Source organism: Nitrosophilus labii, from assembly GCF_014466985.1.
Taxonomy (GTDB): Bacteria; Campylobacterota; Campylobacteria; order Campylobacterales; family Nitratiruptoraceae; genus Nitrosophilus_A; species Nitrosophilus_A labii.
Genome location: NZ_AP022827.1, coordinates 54,715 through 66,970 on the forward strand (window position 1 = coordinate 54,715; position 12,256 = coordinate 66,970).

Sequence of the window (12,256 nt, forward strand, 5' to 3'; positions counted from 1 at the left end):
ACTATATTTTGATTTATTTTAGAAGAAAATCGACTAAGGAAGAGAGCCGATTTTACTTCTATAAATTGTTAATACCTCATTTGTAATATCTTTTACATTTTTTGAAGCTATGCTTTGTTTTACAACAACTATTGCATTATCTCTTTCCGCAATATAGTTGATAATCTTATCGATGTTGTTTAAATATTTAATAATTGCTTCTTCATTTACTTTCTGTCCTTTGTTAAATATAAGCTCTTTCATTCTTTTTTTTTGTAATTCAATTATTTTTGTAGAATCAATTGAATAGATCTTTTTAACTTTTTTAGGCACTATATATTTGTCATAGGCAAAAAGAACCGCAATATTTACCAAAAGCGTATATATGATTAAAATAAATAGTTTTTGAATCATGCTGCTTTCTCCTCTTCATTTACAAGATATTCTATTGCTTCTCCAAGAGTTAGACCATTGTTAATAAGATCATTTATCCTTCTCTTATCTTCAGGATCAGTAGTTGTTAGATAATAGAAGATCTTATCCATTATTAATCTGTAAGGCAACTTATACTCTTCAGGAGTTATCATAAAAAGTTCCGAATACTCACCTTTAATTGTAGTGATAGAGCGAAGTATCGCTTTATCAAGTTCGTTAAAGTTAAACACTTCAGAATTTATCAACATATTTATAGATGTTTCGGTTTGTTTCATAAACCATTTCCAAGAGGAGTTATTTACGATTACCGTTCCAGCCTTACTTAGACCGCCTGTTTTCGGATTATAGATGTCGTCAAATCCTTGTGTCGCAAGAATGATTGAGCCATCATATTTACGAGCACGGCGATATGCTTGCTCAATGAAATCATCCATTCTCGGATTTTTACCAAGGAAACGGTGTGCTTCATCAAGTATTATTTGTATTCTATTTTGCCTTCCTGTATTAAGATACATCATTTGATTTATATGATATATCAAAAGCATAATTATTGGGTCTCGAATATCAGGGTGATTTTCAATTCCTTTAAATTCAACAACAATAAACTCTTTTTTTATGTTAAATTGGTTTTTGCCTTCAAGAAATTTTGAATATATACCACCACGGCAATACTGGCCAAGCTGGTCTCCAAAGTCTTGAAACCTTTGATCTTCAATCTGTTTGATTCTATCTCTTATATGTGTTACTTCCATTCTATTGCCAATTTCACTATAAAGAGTTTTGATAATATCCTGCAATTTGGTTTTTATGAGTTTCTCATCTTCCAATGCCCGCTGTTCACTTTTAGAACTACCAAGCATATATACAAAGTCAGAAAGGTAAGCAAGATCTTCCATTAACTCTTCAAAAGAGTTGATTTCGCTAAAAGGGTTGAAGCTGATTGGTTTTTGCGGATCAAGGAAAATATACTGGCCATCTATGGTTTCGCATAATTTTAAAAATGAATTATCATAATCGAGGACAAAGACCCGGTCTCCTCTCGCATAAGAGTTAAATCCAAGCATGTTAAGCAATACAGATTTACCGGCACCAGAGGTTGCAACAAGATAAGCGTTAAAGTTGATATTTGATTTAAAAAGGTCAAAGCCAGCAATTTGTGCTCTTCTTGATATCAACATTAGATTCGGGGTATTCCCTTTATAATCAGCCTCAAGGGGAATAAACTGTGCAACTTGATCCGGAAACATAGTTCTATATTTTCCAGTTGTTTTAAAAAGATACTCTTTATTGATACCCATTGGCAGAGCTGCTATAAAATTCAGATGATGTATACCAAGAGCTTCATCCAAAGACAAAGCTTTTGTTTCTCCCCCTTTATTCCAATAGCTCATTATAACTTGTGCATTTTCGCTCGCCTCGTTATAATTTTCACCGCTAACAAGTACATTTAAGTCCATTGCGAAAAGACTTTCTTTTCTGTTATCGATTCTATCAAGGATCCCAACGCTTTCTTCTTTGGCTGCTGCAAAATTTCTAAATATTGCTTCAGACCATTTTTGTCCAAGGATCCAGGAATGATTTCTATGCACTGTTGCAGTTTTGGATTTAGGCATTTTAATAACTGATGTAGTTATGAAAAAAGTATCCTTGAACTGATTGGTGTCGAGGGCTTTTGATACATAATCCCCTATTTTTTCACCAAAATCTCCTATAAAAGCATATTTTGGAAATGATTGCGGAGCAAGACTTATCCATGCCCGGCCATCATTTTCCATATGTGTGTCTTTTACAACAATTTTTGTATTTGAACTTATTAGCTGGCGGTTAATATACATTGTGTCATCATAAAATGGTATATTTCTTAGATCGTGATTGCCATTAAATAATTCATAAAGGATGGGTTTTAAGTTCTCCGGTTTCTCAAATTCAGGAGCAAAATGGTTAGCTTTTAGAATATTTTTTAATACATCTTTATAGGCAAGAATATTCTCTTTTTTATTTGATTTTATTGAGACATATAAAACGAAGTTTTTAATTCTTGATGTCATAGAGAAAGATGGAGGCTCTTTTGTTTTTTTATAAAAAAACTCAGCCATATTATCGATTGCTTTTTCCATAAGTTCGGAATTGTTGTTGTCTATTTTTGCACGAAACTTATGCTCATTTCTCCATCTTTCAACCATACCTTTTATGTTCTTGCTTCCTATTAATGTAAACTGTATAAAGGTATCATCTGGCAATTTGTTCAGCATCTCTTCTACCGCTTTAGCAGTAGACTCTCCCATTCTGATTCTTGGTATGCATCTTAATACTACACCATAACTTCCATCATTATTGATGTATATATTTTCTTTGTCATCAAAGATACGATAAGGCAAAAAGTCGGTTATTTTATAGCGTTTAAATAGCAAATTCCAATTTTTTACAAGCAAAGAGGCAATATCTTCTTTTGCGGAACTCCTCGTATAAATATAGTAGAGGGAAAATGTTATAAATGTTGCAGCTACAACAAAAAATACCATAGAATCCATTATTTCACCTCATTGAAATCAAAGATTTTTTCATCTTTTTTGTCGCTTCCCTGATCCGCAAGCACCCATTCGCCTTCTTTGATTTTTATATAACTTGTCTGGTACCCATGATAGATTCCGCTTTTTGAGACATACGGATAAATTATCATCTTTGCAAAAAGTGGTTGTCGATAAAGAGGCATATTCTCTTTGACTTTCATATTTTCTATTACAGCATCTTTTTTATGCTTTTGCGCATATACCGGTGAAGTTTTTAAGAGTTTTTTCTCAACGCTTTCGGGGGTACTTTGTCCTGCAAACTCTCTTATCACAGCCATTTTTTCATTATTGGACAACTTGTTTTTTTGCTCTTTTTTAGGAGCTGGAATAGTTATGTTGTTGCTTGTACTGGCGCATCCTGTTAATAGCATGGTTGCTATTAACATACTCATCATTACTGCATTTTTCTTCATTTCTAATCCTTTTTAAAAGTTATTTTTGGTGTGATTATTACGGTTTTTGCACTTACATATCCTGGCCTATCGGCAAGTTTTATCCAGCTATAACCTTTTTTGTTTACGACTATTTTTTCAAAATAGAATTTTTCTCCTCTTTTAAGCCATCCAAGTTTCTTTGATCTGGCGGTAGGCTTTTCTCTTACATTTACAGCAGATACACTTACAATGGCTTCTTGTTTTATGAGAGGTTCATAATATTTTACATTTACAGCATCAATCTTTTTTCTGTTCTCCAAAGCGATATTTTTTACAGTCTCAATATTTTTAGTATGTTCTAATATTTTTTGCTCCAACATTCTTATTTTCTTATTATGTTCTTTATGATAATTAATAAGTTTTACAAGTGCTGTTTGCATGGCTTCAAGATCTTTTTTTGGTATAGATACATATTCTGCATTATTGCCGGCTATCAATGTAACAGATAATATGCAGACGGATAAAAATTTACTTAACGATACTTTTATGAATGTATCCATCTTCTATCCTTATCCAGCCATTTTTTTCATATTTTGCATAAAGCTCTTCACCTCTTTTTGCAACTCTCAGTATTTTTGCTTCGCAAGATGGAGCTTGTCTGATATTTGCATTGGCAACACATACTTTTACAATCTTGTTTAGCTGTATAACTGTATCAGTACCATTTGTTTTGCTGCACTCATTAAGCTTTGTTTTCTCATATACAGCGGATTTATATTGGTTTTTGTCAATTTCTATGATAATAGATTTCTCACGAGTAATTTTTTGCAGTTCAACTGCTTCTATAATATCCTTTAGCTTTTGGTTCTCTTTTGTTATCTCAGTTTCATATTGCAGTTTGTCCATCTCTTTTTGATCTTTATCTTTGCATTTATTACAATCATTTTCACCAATGCGTTTTTTCTGCAAAGCGTCCAGATCATCGTTGCTCATTTCATACACTTCGCTAACACTTGCACATACTCCATTATTCTTTCCCTTTAGACAACTAAAATCATCCTTGTACGGCATCATGGCGCATCCTGAATACAATATTGCCATTGCCGCAGAGGAGAGTATAAGATTTATTTTTATCATTTGTTATCCTTTGGCTTTAGATACTTACTTATTTTTGGAATATCTCTTCCCTGGATAATATCTACGACTTTGGTTCCGTTTTTCTCAACCACATAAATTTTAGGAGTTCCTGTCACACCAAGTTTTGCAGCAAGTTTTTTCATTTTTGCAAGTTTTTCTTTGGCTTCATTTGTAATTGTTATATTTGCATCTTTATTGGTTTTTCTGATTTTTGAAAAAGCTTTTTTCGGATCGTCTGATGAAAGTATTTCCAAGCTCCATTTTTTTGCATGTTTATGAAAAGCAAGGGGGAAAAAATTTAGATAAATCGTTGAGTCATTTTCTTCCAAGAAAGATTCAACATCCCTACAATATGGACATTCCGGATCTGTAAAAATAACAAACTCATATTTGTTGCCACCCTTTCCGTTTACGATTTTTACGGCGTTCTTTATTAATTCCTGTTTTTTTAAGGTTTTAATTTTTTTGTCGGTTAGCTCTTGTTGCCACTTTATCCTATCATTTGCGGTTATATTCGTACCTCTTGCTGTATATATTTCACCCACAAATATCAGTCTTTTAAATGGATTTATATAAAGTATTTGGCCGTTATCAAGATAGGCTTTATAAAACCCATCAATCTCGCCTCTTGCTACTTTTTCAACTTTTGTTCCAGGTATAATACTTTTTACAAGGGCCTCTTCCTGCTCTTCCGTTAAAGTTTTTGCATTTAAAATGGAACCGGATAGAAACGCTATTACCGTTATACCGCTTAAAATTTTTATTCTCATTTTTGTGCCCCTTGTCCATTATTCATTTCATCTTCCACCGTTTTAAGTATTACTTTTTCAGTGTTTATAATATCTATCACCCTTCCAGCTGATATTTCGATGACAGGTGCAACCTGATCGGCCATTTTGAGGTAAAAATCTGCAAGTTTTTCAGCCGCTTTGCTCATACCGCTAAATGCTCCCATTTTAAGAGCGTCAGTAGTTGTCAAATCGTTATATGTAGTAGTTGTTCCAGTTGTTCCAGTCAAAACGATTTGATTTTGTTTTTGAAAAGCTTCCCCTACCCCCTGTAAAAAACCGGCTATCAATGATCTTGCAAGCAATGCACCTTGTTTTGTAACCACTTCACCTCTTAAACCAAGCTTTCCATCCTCACCTGTTGCAGCACCTTTAAACGGCATATCTATATGTTTACCCTCTTTTGTTACACACGACAAGGTGTTTGTCCTGATATACGCTCTTTCACTTGTCAAATCTCCATATCCTTCGCCAGTTATAAAACATTCGTCAATATCAAATCTCCATCTGTTGGGCAAAATTGACATATCCACAACTTTCATTAGAACAGGCAAAGGAGAAGTTTTTGCAGCAGTCATCGTTGGTGCATCCATACCTGATAGAAGAACCACCTTTGTAATTGACCCTGTTGAGATTATATTTTCCGGCCCAATATCTTTTTTCTCCTCTTTTTTGTCCGGTTCTTGTACTTTTTTATATTCAAGGGCACCTTCTACTTTTGATACTTTTATAATCTCTTTTTTTTGAATTTTAGGTACTGTGCCGAGTCTTGTTAATCCATATGTATTTTCGGTGCCATTCCAATCGTCAGGTTTTGGATATGAAGAATAAAGGTTGTCTCCTTTTTTCCCGAAAGGTATTATATTGCTGCTTTGAGGACGCATGTTTTGTGGTATATTACCTTTCATGAATTTTTGCTGCTCTTGTTTCATTTTCAGCATAAATTTTTTCATTTCCTTTAGCTCTTGCTTTAATTTTTCATTTTCACGGATTAAACTATCAACATTTTTTTTAGCGATTTTTAGATCGACAGCTGCTTCTCCAACCCATCTTGTTTTTGCAGTATTATCTTCATTTACTATCTCAAATTTACCTATATCTTTTTTAGGTTTGCTCTCTTCATCACCCACCATCATTAACAGCATTAGCAAAATTGCAAAAAGCCCTATAAATATAAGAATTTTATTCGTGGCTTGATGCTTTTCAGCGTTTGCAGGATCTTTGTCGTTGCTAAATAGTTTTAGAAAAAAATTTTCTTTCCCGCTCATTTTTCAGCCTTTACTATAATTACAACTTGAGCTTTTTGAAACGGAAGCAACAAATTTGCTTCATTGCCATAGTAAACCGTAACAGCTTTAGGTTTACCGGGAGAGAATTTTGCAATTTTTTTTGCATCTATTGTCATTGGTTTTTTTGTTGTATTGATTACATCAATCAGATAAGCGTTGTATAAAACACCTTTATAAACAGCCTTTACAATATATCTTTTTCCCTCCTCTTTACCTATTTGTTCATTTAATGGTTTCAACTGGTAGCCAAGAGGGGTATTGCCTTTTAATATTTGGGTTGTTATTTTGGCCAACACTGTAACATAGTCATCTTCCGTTTCATACTTTAAGATCTCTTTTGCCTTTTTGGTAAAATCGTTAACTATTATTGTTTGGGCTTTTATATTTTTAGGTATAAGAGCAAAAGTGTATGTTTTGTTTTCCGTTACAAAAAAAACTTCAGCAGGCTTTGCTTTGGTATAGATTATTTCAGGTTCTCCGACAGGTTTCATTTTGTTTTTGCCAATTTGTTCAAGCTTCTCTTTTTTAATTGGGATATATTTTATAAAAGCCTGATTACCGTTTATTTTTATATCTACACCCTTTTCCTTTGAATATGCAACATCAAGTATTTTAGAAGGGAGTACTATTCTATTTACAGATCTGTTTGAAACCTTGACGGTTACGGTTTCAGAGGTAGGATTATCGATAATTGTAACAGCAAGCATTTGTGTTATCGCAAATACCACCATTAACATCATTTTCTTCATTTTTTATCCTTTACAACTTTAATATCTATTATCCAAAAGCGTCCTTCTTTAATCTTATAATTTATATGAACTATTGCAGGAGTATTATTTACTACTTTATCTGAGATAATATCCTTTATAATCCCAGAAACCTTTATAACGCCCTTCTCCTTTACATCTACCATTGAAGGGAAAAAGACCCGGCTTATACCATTGTCAGTAATATAGTTCATTTGTTCTATTAATTTTGCTTTTACTTCATAGTAAGCATTTGGAGAAACAAGAAGCAAAATATTTTCCACATTAGATTTTGCACTCTCTTTTGTAACATTTAAAAGGTTATATACTATAAAAAGACCAACTTCCTCAAGATAGGATTTAGATACCTGATTACCGGTTACCCAAAATTCCTTAGTAACCATTTTAGGGGGCATGAAGATTACTTTTTGATTGTTTATTCTTGTGCTTATCAGGTACGTTTGATATGCAATTATGCCTACCAAACCAATAGTTACCATTCTGAATGTCCAGTTTTCGAATATGTATTTATCCATTTTGAATTTAAACTTTTCGTATTTCATTTACGCTCCTGTAAAAATTCTCATGTATGAAGGCGGTAAAGTTTTTGGCTGGCGTATACCAAGCATATAAAGTATGTGAAGAAAAAAACCCTTAATCTTTGATTTTTTTATTTTCTCATATAGAGTTGCAGTCAGAACCCCAAGTCCAAAAAAAGTCGAAAAGGGGATAAAACCTTTTGTAAACATAATTGCTATACCTATAAAAATTGAAAATACTACAAGAGTATCTATTTCCCAGTTGCCAAACATCGGTTTAGTATCTATATATTTATTTATATGTATATACCCTTCTGGGGCCATGTTTTCTCCTTTTAATGTATTTGACCAATTCTTTCATTGAAAGAATCGATAAAATACATTTTTTGCAAAGGGAAAACCCCTTTGCAAAAATTAGAATGTAGCACTGTTGATTGCACTTATAATGTTGTTGCCCTGAGTAATCAAGACTGCAAATCCAAGCATTAGGAAAAATTGCAGGATTGAACCAGCAAATGCTCGCCACACACCTACTGCAAAAAACATCAGGGCTATGATTCTTGCAACATATGTGTCGTCAAGCCAACCAGATAATGTATTCCACAATGTCTGGGCACCTAAATTATCCGTATTGCCAGCAAACGCCGAAACCGAGAAAAATGCAAACATGACAAAAATGATTGCAAGTTTTTTCTTCAAGTGTCACTCCTTTTTGTGATATTTTATGAGCAAATTAAAGTTTTTCTCTTCCTTTGCACCTCCTTTAAGCTGATTTTAGATGTTTTTCATCTAAAATTATATATCAACTTTATTAAAGTTTTATTAAATTCTTTTGTAGTAAAATGCAAACAATTGATATTTTTCTATATATTTTTAATATTTAACATATAAATTCCTAAAGGAATTACATGGAAAAAGATGAGGCTTTATTATCTTCTTCTATCAACAAAGTCAAAGCATATACAAGTATAAATTTAAAAAAGAATGCAACTTTTAAAGATCTTGGTGATATTGCAAATTACAATGGCATGAATTTTTATAATTGGGCACAAGGGAAATATTCTCCTAAATCTGTTATAAGTACCTTCAAAATTCTTGCTTCTTTGACAGATGAGCAAATCATTGACATTATTAATGACTGGAGAAGCAGGGCGTAAATTAATACGCCATCTGCTTTATGAGTTTACCGCTTTTTAATATCACTATTTTATAGCTTTCAGAATAAGGATTTTTAAAACATTTCATAACAAATTCATTAAGCTGCATCCTCGCTTTATTTTGTAATTTGCAGGTATTCTCAAACTGTTTAGCGCTTTGCTTAAACTGCTCTTTTGCCTCATCTGTCAGCTCTTCTACGCCTGTTTCTCCGAGATATTCAAAAGCCTGGCCGCATTGTCTGTAATTGTATATATACTTTCGCTGAAGCGACTTTTTGGTAACGCTTGCGTATTCGCAGCCGTCCGGTTCTATGCCGTTATATGAAGTTACATACTGAGTTCCGCCAAAATTTTCTATAATATCAGATTTGTTAGAGATAGTATATTGAGCAAGTGTTTCTTCAACAGTCAATCCTACTATTTTATCAACAACTTTTTGAGGTAATTTGATGAAACCTTGTATATCTCCTTCTGAATAATTATCTATTTTTTTCTCTTGGCTCGTTTCTGTTTTTGAGGGAGAAAAAGTTTGGGAAATGTTCACTCCCAAGCTTTTGAGCAGTTCTGGATCCGCTCCTTTGTAATAGCGAATTGTTTTGTCATTATGAACCAAGGTAAAGGCTATGTCTTTTGGTCCTTCGCACCACATTATATCTTTTAGCATAAAAATGTTTATCGTGTTTTTGTCTTTTATCTCATCGAGGCGATAGAAAAGATAGTCACTGAAAGAACTCTTTTTGAATTTCGTCTTACCATTGGCTATATATAATTTTCCGCCGTTTGCAGTACAGTAGGCATTGGCGTTCATCCCTTTTTCGTAATACCATTTTCCTTTTCCGTTCTCGTCATAATAGAACACTTTTTTGGGATCTATGTTTTTATATTTTTTGGGATAGCTTATGTAACCGGTTTTTTGGGGATTATAGGTTTTTATATGATAAAAGCGAGAGTATGTCAGAAGGTATCCTCCCCCTATCATATGACGCTGTCTGAATTCAACATTGTCTCTCATGTATTCTATTCCAAAACCGTTTCTCGATTCGCATAGAAAGAAACCAGGATATTTACCGAAACCCTGCTTTTTCATCTCCTGTTTGGTTGTTACATACTCCATACTGAAAGCGGTAGGAAGTGCATTGATCTCTTTTATGGCCTGATCCCCATAAATAATCTTGCCACCGATCATTTCGCAATATCCTTTGGCATCGCTGAAAACTTCCAGAATATCTCTTGCATCGGCAAGATTGGCCTGTTCGTCCTTGGTTCTGTATTCTACGAGAGTTTCGTACGGATTTTCCGCAACAATACGGTAGTGGTCCTCTTCTCCGGCTCTTTTTTGAGAGATATAGCTTCTTATGCCGCCATTATTTACAATATCTGAAATATTGGTGACTTTCGGCTGGGATGATGCACAGCCAGTAAACAATATCATTGAGCCAACTGTTAATAACGCCATATTTATAGTTTTTTTCATGATACTACTCTCTTTTGTGCAAAACTGTTTTTTTAAACATTGAGAATATAACATTTTTGTAATAGAAGTTTTAGTATTATTTTTTTCCATATTCAACCCCTTTCATTGTTTATTTTTTCACCACTTTGAACTCTTAAATATCCGGTAACAGTTTTTACAGCATTTTTCCTCATCATTTTTGAAAACTTCCAAGAAACCTTTTATATTTGCAAGGCGATTAGGATTATTTATCCTATGATCACAAACTGCTTTTCCATGTTTTGTAACAATATGTATTTTTTTTGTTTTCATGTTAATTCCTCTTACAGGTATTCCCACTTCCCGGTTCTTTTGTTTTTATACTGAATTGCAGTACAACCCCAAGCACCCATTCCAAAGTCATCAAGAGGGGAAAAAGCGTTTTCGGTTTCATCATCATCGCTGTAACCATATCCGTAGACATTTCCATCATCATCAAGCAATCTAAACTCATATTTTAGATTGTGGTCCTTTGAAGGATCCCAATCAGCAGAGCATATTGGCTCTTTTAATTTTTTATTAAAAGCTTTTGTGATTTTCCATGCCATTATTTTACCTTTTTTTATCTATTTTAGACGAATTTTAACTAAAATTCTAACATTTGTCAACGAAATCGTTGACAATTAGATGATATTGTGCTAAAATATAGGTATAAAATGAAGGAATGGAGGTAATGGAGATGATGCAGCTTGATATTTTCGGAAACGCAAAAATAATAAGAAAAAAGAATGAAAAAAGTAAGATTGAAAAGAATTATGACAAAATAATCAATAAGCTGATTGAGCAATTGAAAAATTATATCAAAGAAGGAGTTTTAATAAGATCTGATGATCTTTATAATATATCATTAGATTATCCATATAAAATTGAAAAGACTTGGGGAGATGAATATGGTTTATACTTTGTACCAGATAGCGACACAGTAAAAATCTATCAGCATCTTGTTGAAAGAAACGGTACTCTAAAAGAACTTCTATCCTTAGATCTTGCACAAGGAGCATTAAACAATATCCGTCAGTTTATAATAGACAACCCAAATGCTACCATTGAAGAATTTATAAAAAGATTTCGTATAAACGAACCAATCAAGAGATATTTTAGATATGCGGAGACAAAAGATAAAGAGCTACTTGAAAAAGTGGCACTAACAATAATCGAATTTAAGAAAATGCGAAGCTTTATAGATACCTCTCATAAGAAATTCAACCCACTTAAAAACAGAAGAGGAAGAAACGAAGGTAAGCCCGGATGTTTTGATGGGCTTTGTATTGAAAAAAATATTGAAAAGATATTTCCGTTTGCAAGAGAATACTCATAAAGAGGGTATGCAAATGATAGAAGAGTTAAAAGTTTTAATAGAAACTTTTGCAATAGGTTTTATAGCATTAATGAGCTTAGTATCGTTTTTTATAGGTTATGAGGAATTTAAAAGGAAACAAAGAATAAAAAATGTTTGGAAAAATAGAAGATAAAAAGGAGTAAAAGTGTGGGAATTAATATATTACATATTGCTTGAAATAGCTAATATGTTTTGCATAGCAAAGTTTAAAGAAGGAATGAAAAAGTGCATATTCCGTTATATCCTAATAACAGTTGTATTTTTTGCAATAATTGCAACATTATCAACACTTGGATTTATTAATTTTGACGAAGTAGCAGAAGATTTCACCAATTCCTATACAATGGAAAGTCAAAAATAAGTAGGAAATAGGTGTAATGGAATTTAGAAAATATATCGATTTAGAAAATA

The 12,256-nt window shown here is 32.9% G+C and carries 18 protein-coding genes; 4 read left to right on the forward strand and 14 right to left on the reverse strand.

Features of this window, described 5'->3' with window-relative positions; genetic code table 11:
- Nucleotides 1-33: 33 nt before the first annotated feature.
- The 11 genes from NIL_RS10475 to NIL_RS10525 all read right to left on the reverse strand — a co-directional run bounded on the left by NIL_RS10475 (nt 34) and on the right by NIL_RS10525 (nt 8,556).
- Nucleotides 34-393, reverse strand: coding sequence for a hypothetical protein (locus NIL_RS10475; RefSeq protein WP_187648651.1), 360 nt, complete (start codon nt 391-393; stop codon nt 34-36).
- A complete protein-coding gene (locus NIL_RS10480) occupies nt 390-2,945 on the reverse strand; it encodes a TraC family protein (RefSeq protein WP_246434489.1) in 2,556 nt (851 codons plus the stop codon). Before NIL_RS10480 ends, NIL_RS10475 begins: the two co-directional genes overlap by 4 nt.
- Nucleotides 2,945-3,397: a TraV family lipoprotein gene (locus NIL_RS10485; protein WP_187648652.1), complete on the reverse strand. Its 453-nt coding sequence runs from the start codon at nt 3,395-3,397 to the stop codon at nt 2,945-2,947. The genes NIL_RS10480 and NIL_RS10485 overlap by 1 nt, the downstream gene beginning before the upstream one ends.
- 2 nt (nt 3,398-3,399) lie before the next feature.
- Nucleotides 3,400-3,918 carry an SH3 domain-containing protein gene (locus NIL_RS10490; protein WP_187648653.1) on the reverse strand — a complete coding sequence of 173 codons (519 nt, stop codon included), beginning with the start codon at nt 3,916-3,918 and terminating at the stop codon, nt 3,400-3,402.
- Nucleotides 3,887-4,495, reverse strand: a complete 609-nt coding sequence (locus NIL_RS10495) for a TraV family lipoprotein (protein WP_187648654.1) — start codon at nt 4,493-4,495, stop codon at nt 3,887-3,889. The genes NIL_RS10490 and NIL_RS10495 overlap by 32 nt, the downstream gene beginning before the upstream one ends.
- On the reverse strand, nt 4,492-5,265 hold the full coding sequence (locus NIL_RS10500) for a DsbC family protein (protein ID WP_187648655.1): 774 nt from the start codon (nt 5,263-5,265) through the stop codon (nt 4,492-4,494). The genes NIL_RS10495 and NIL_RS10500 overlap by 4 nt, the downstream gene beginning before the upstream one ends.
- The gene (locus NIL_RS10505) at nt 5,262-6,551 is read right to left on the reverse strand and encodes a TraB/VirB10 family protein (protein ID WP_187648656.1); all 1,290 of its coding nucleotides are present in this window, start codon (nt 6,549-6,551) and stop codon (nt 5,262-5,264) included. Before NIL_RS10505 ends, NIL_RS10500 begins: the two co-directional genes overlap by 4 nt.
- Nucleotides 6,548-7,321 carry a TraK domain-containing protein gene (locus tag NIL_RS10510; protein ID WP_187648657.1) on the reverse strand — a complete coding sequence of 258 codons (774 nt, stop codon included), beginning with the start codon at nt 7,319-7,321 and terminating at the stop codon, nt 6,548-6,550. Before NIL_RS10510 ends, NIL_RS10505 begins: the two co-directional genes overlap by 4 nt.
- Complete coding sequence (locus NIL_RS10515) at nt 7,318-7,881, reverse strand: TraE/TraK family type IV conjugative transfer system protein (RefSeq protein ID WP_187648658.1); 564 nt, start codon at nt 7,879-7,881, stop codon at nt 7,318-7,320. The genes NIL_RS10510 and NIL_RS10515 overlap by 4 nt, the downstream gene beginning before the upstream one ends.
- Nucleotides 7,882-8,181 carry a type IV conjugative transfer system protein TraL gene (gene traL, locus NIL_RS10520; RefSeq protein ID WP_187648659.1) on the reverse strand — a complete coding sequence of 100 codons (300 nt, stop codon included), beginning with the start codon at nt 8,179-8,181 and terminating at the stop codon, nt 7,882-7,884. It lies immediately after the preceding gene.
- Between the two features lie 90 nt (nt 8,182-8,271).
- Nucleotides 8,272-8,556, reverse strand: a complete 285-nt coding sequence (locus NIL_RS10525; protein ID WP_187648660.1) for a hypothetical protein — start codon at nt 8,554-8,556, stop codon at nt 8,272-8,274.
- 209 nt (nt 8,557-8,765) lie between these two features.
- Between NIL_RS10525 and NIL_RS10530 the strand changes: the two genes are divergently transcribed.
- The gene (locus NIL_RS10530) at nt 8,766-9,014 is read left to right on the forward strand and encodes a hypothetical protein (RefSeq protein ID WP_187648661.1); all 249 of its coding nucleotides are present in this window, start codon (nt 8,766-8,768) and stop codon (nt 9,012-9,014) included.
- Between the two features lies 1 nt (nt 9,015).
- On the opposite strand, the gene NIL_RS10535 is transcribed toward NIL_RS10530, so the two are convergent.
- Genes NIL_RS10535 through NIL_RS10545 form a run of 3 tightly spaced genes read right to left on the reverse strand, consistent with a single transcriptional unit; the run spans nt 9,016 to nt 11,054 of the window.
- Nucleotides 9,016-10,578 carry a hypothetical protein gene (locus tag NIL_RS10535; protein ID WP_187648662.1) on the reverse strand — a complete coding sequence of 521 codons (1,563 nt, stop codon included), beginning with the start codon at nt 10,576-10,578 and terminating at the stop codon, nt 9,016-9,018.
- Between the two features lie 27 nt (nt 10,579-10,605).
- Nucleotides 10,606-10,779, reverse strand: coding sequence for a hypothetical protein (locus tag NIL_RS10540; protein ID WP_187648663.1), 174 nt, complete (start codon nt 10,777-10,779; stop codon nt 10,606-10,608).
- Between the two features lie 11 nt (nt 10,780-10,790).
- Nucleotides 10,791-11,054: a hypothetical protein gene (locus NIL_RS10545; protein WP_187648664.1), complete on the reverse strand. Its 264-nt coding sequence runs from the start codon at nt 11,052-11,054 to the stop codon at nt 10,791-10,793.
- Nucleotides 11,055-11,179: 125 nt separating this feature from the next.
- Here NIL_RS10545 and NIL_RS10550 point away from each other — a divergent pair, with 125 nt between their 5' ends.
- The 3 genes from NIL_RS10550 to NIL_RS10560 are packed head-to-tail and all read left to right on the forward strand — an operon-like array spanning nt 11,180 to nt 12,206.
- Nucleotides 11,180-11,824 carry a hypothetical protein gene (locus NIL_RS10550; RefSeq protein WP_187648665.1) on the forward strand — a complete coding sequence of 215 codons (645 nt, stop codon included), beginning with the start codon at nt 11,180-11,182 and terminating at the stop codon, nt 11,822-11,824.
- Nucleotides 11,805-11,978 (forward strand): hypothetical protein, encoded by a 174-nt coding sequence (locus NIL_RS10555; RefSeq protein ID WP_187648666.1) that lies wholly within the window; start codon nt 11,805-11,807, stop codon nt 11,976-11,978. The genes NIL_RS10550 and NIL_RS10555 overlap by 20 nt, the downstream gene beginning before the upstream one ends.
- A gap of 12 nt (nt 11,979-11,990) precedes the next feature.
- Nucleotides 11,991-12,206: a hypothetical protein gene (locus tag NIL_RS10560; protein ID WP_187648667.1), complete on the forward strand. Its 216-nt coding sequence runs from the start codon at nt 11,991-11,993 to the stop codon at nt 12,204-12,206.
- Nucleotides 12,207-12,256 lie beyond the last annotated feature (50 nt).

Bases quoted from the DNA above. Each gene is read 5' to 3' on its own strand.
- NIL_RS10550 (WP_187648665.1), top strand. From the start codon at position 11,180: ATGGAGATGATGCAGCTTGATATTTTCGGAAACGCAAAAATAATAAGA.
- NIL_RS10495 (WP_187648654.1), bottom strand. From the start codon at position 4,495: ATGATAAAAATAAATCTTATACTCTCCTCTGCGGCAATGGCAATATTG.
- NIL_RS10540 (WP_187648663.1), bottom strand. From the start codon at position 10,779: ATGAAAACAAAAAAAATACATATTGTTACAAAACATGGAAAAGCAGTT.
- NIL_RS10530 (WP_187648661.1), top strand. From the start codon at position 8,766: ATGGAAAAAGATGAGGCTTTATTATCTTCTTCTATCAACAAAGTCAAA.
- NIL_RS10475 (WP_187648651.1), bottom strand. From the start codon at position 393: ATGATTCAAAAACTATTTATTTTAATCATATATACGCTTTTGGTAAAT.
- NIL_RS10515 (WP_187648658.1), bottom strand. From the start codon at position 7,881: ATGAAATACGAAAAGTTTAAATTCAAAATGGATAAATACATATTCGAA.
- NIL_RS10480 (WP_246434489.1), bottom strand. From the start codon at position 2,945: ATGGATTCTATGGTATTTTTTGTTGTAGCTGCAACATTTATAACATTT.
- NIL_RS10545 (WP_187648664.1), bottom strand. From the start codon at position 11,054: ATGGCATGGAAAATCACAAAAGCTTTTAATAAAAAATTAAAAGAGCCA.
- NIL_RS10500 (WP_187648655.1), bottom strand. From the start codon at position 5,265: ATGAGAATAAAAATTTTAAGCGGTATAACGGTAATAGCGTTTCTATCC.
- NIL_RS10485 (WP_187648652.1), bottom strand. From the start codon at position 3,397: ATGAAGAAAAATGCAGTAATGATGAGTATGTTAATAGCAACCATGCTA.
- NIL_RS10505 (WP_187648656.1), bottom strand. From the start codon at position 6,551: ATGAGCGGGAAAGAAAATTTTTTTCTAAAACTATTTAGCAACGACAAA.
- NIL_RS10510 (WP_187648657.1), bottom strand. From the start codon at position 7,321: ATGAAGAAAATGATGTTAATGGTGGTATTTGCGATAACACAAATGCTT.
- NIL_RS10490 (WP_187648653.1), bottom strand. From the start codon at position 3,918: ATGGATACATTCATAAAAGTATCGTTAAGTAAATTTTTATCCGTCTGC.
- NIL_RS10535 (WP_187648662.1), bottom strand. From the start codon at position 10,578: ATGGAAAAAAATAATACTAAAACTTCTATTACAAAAATGTTATATTCT.
- traL (WP_187648659.1), bottom strand. From the start codon at position 8,181: ATGGCCCCAGAAGGGTATATACATATAAATAAATATATAGATACTAAA.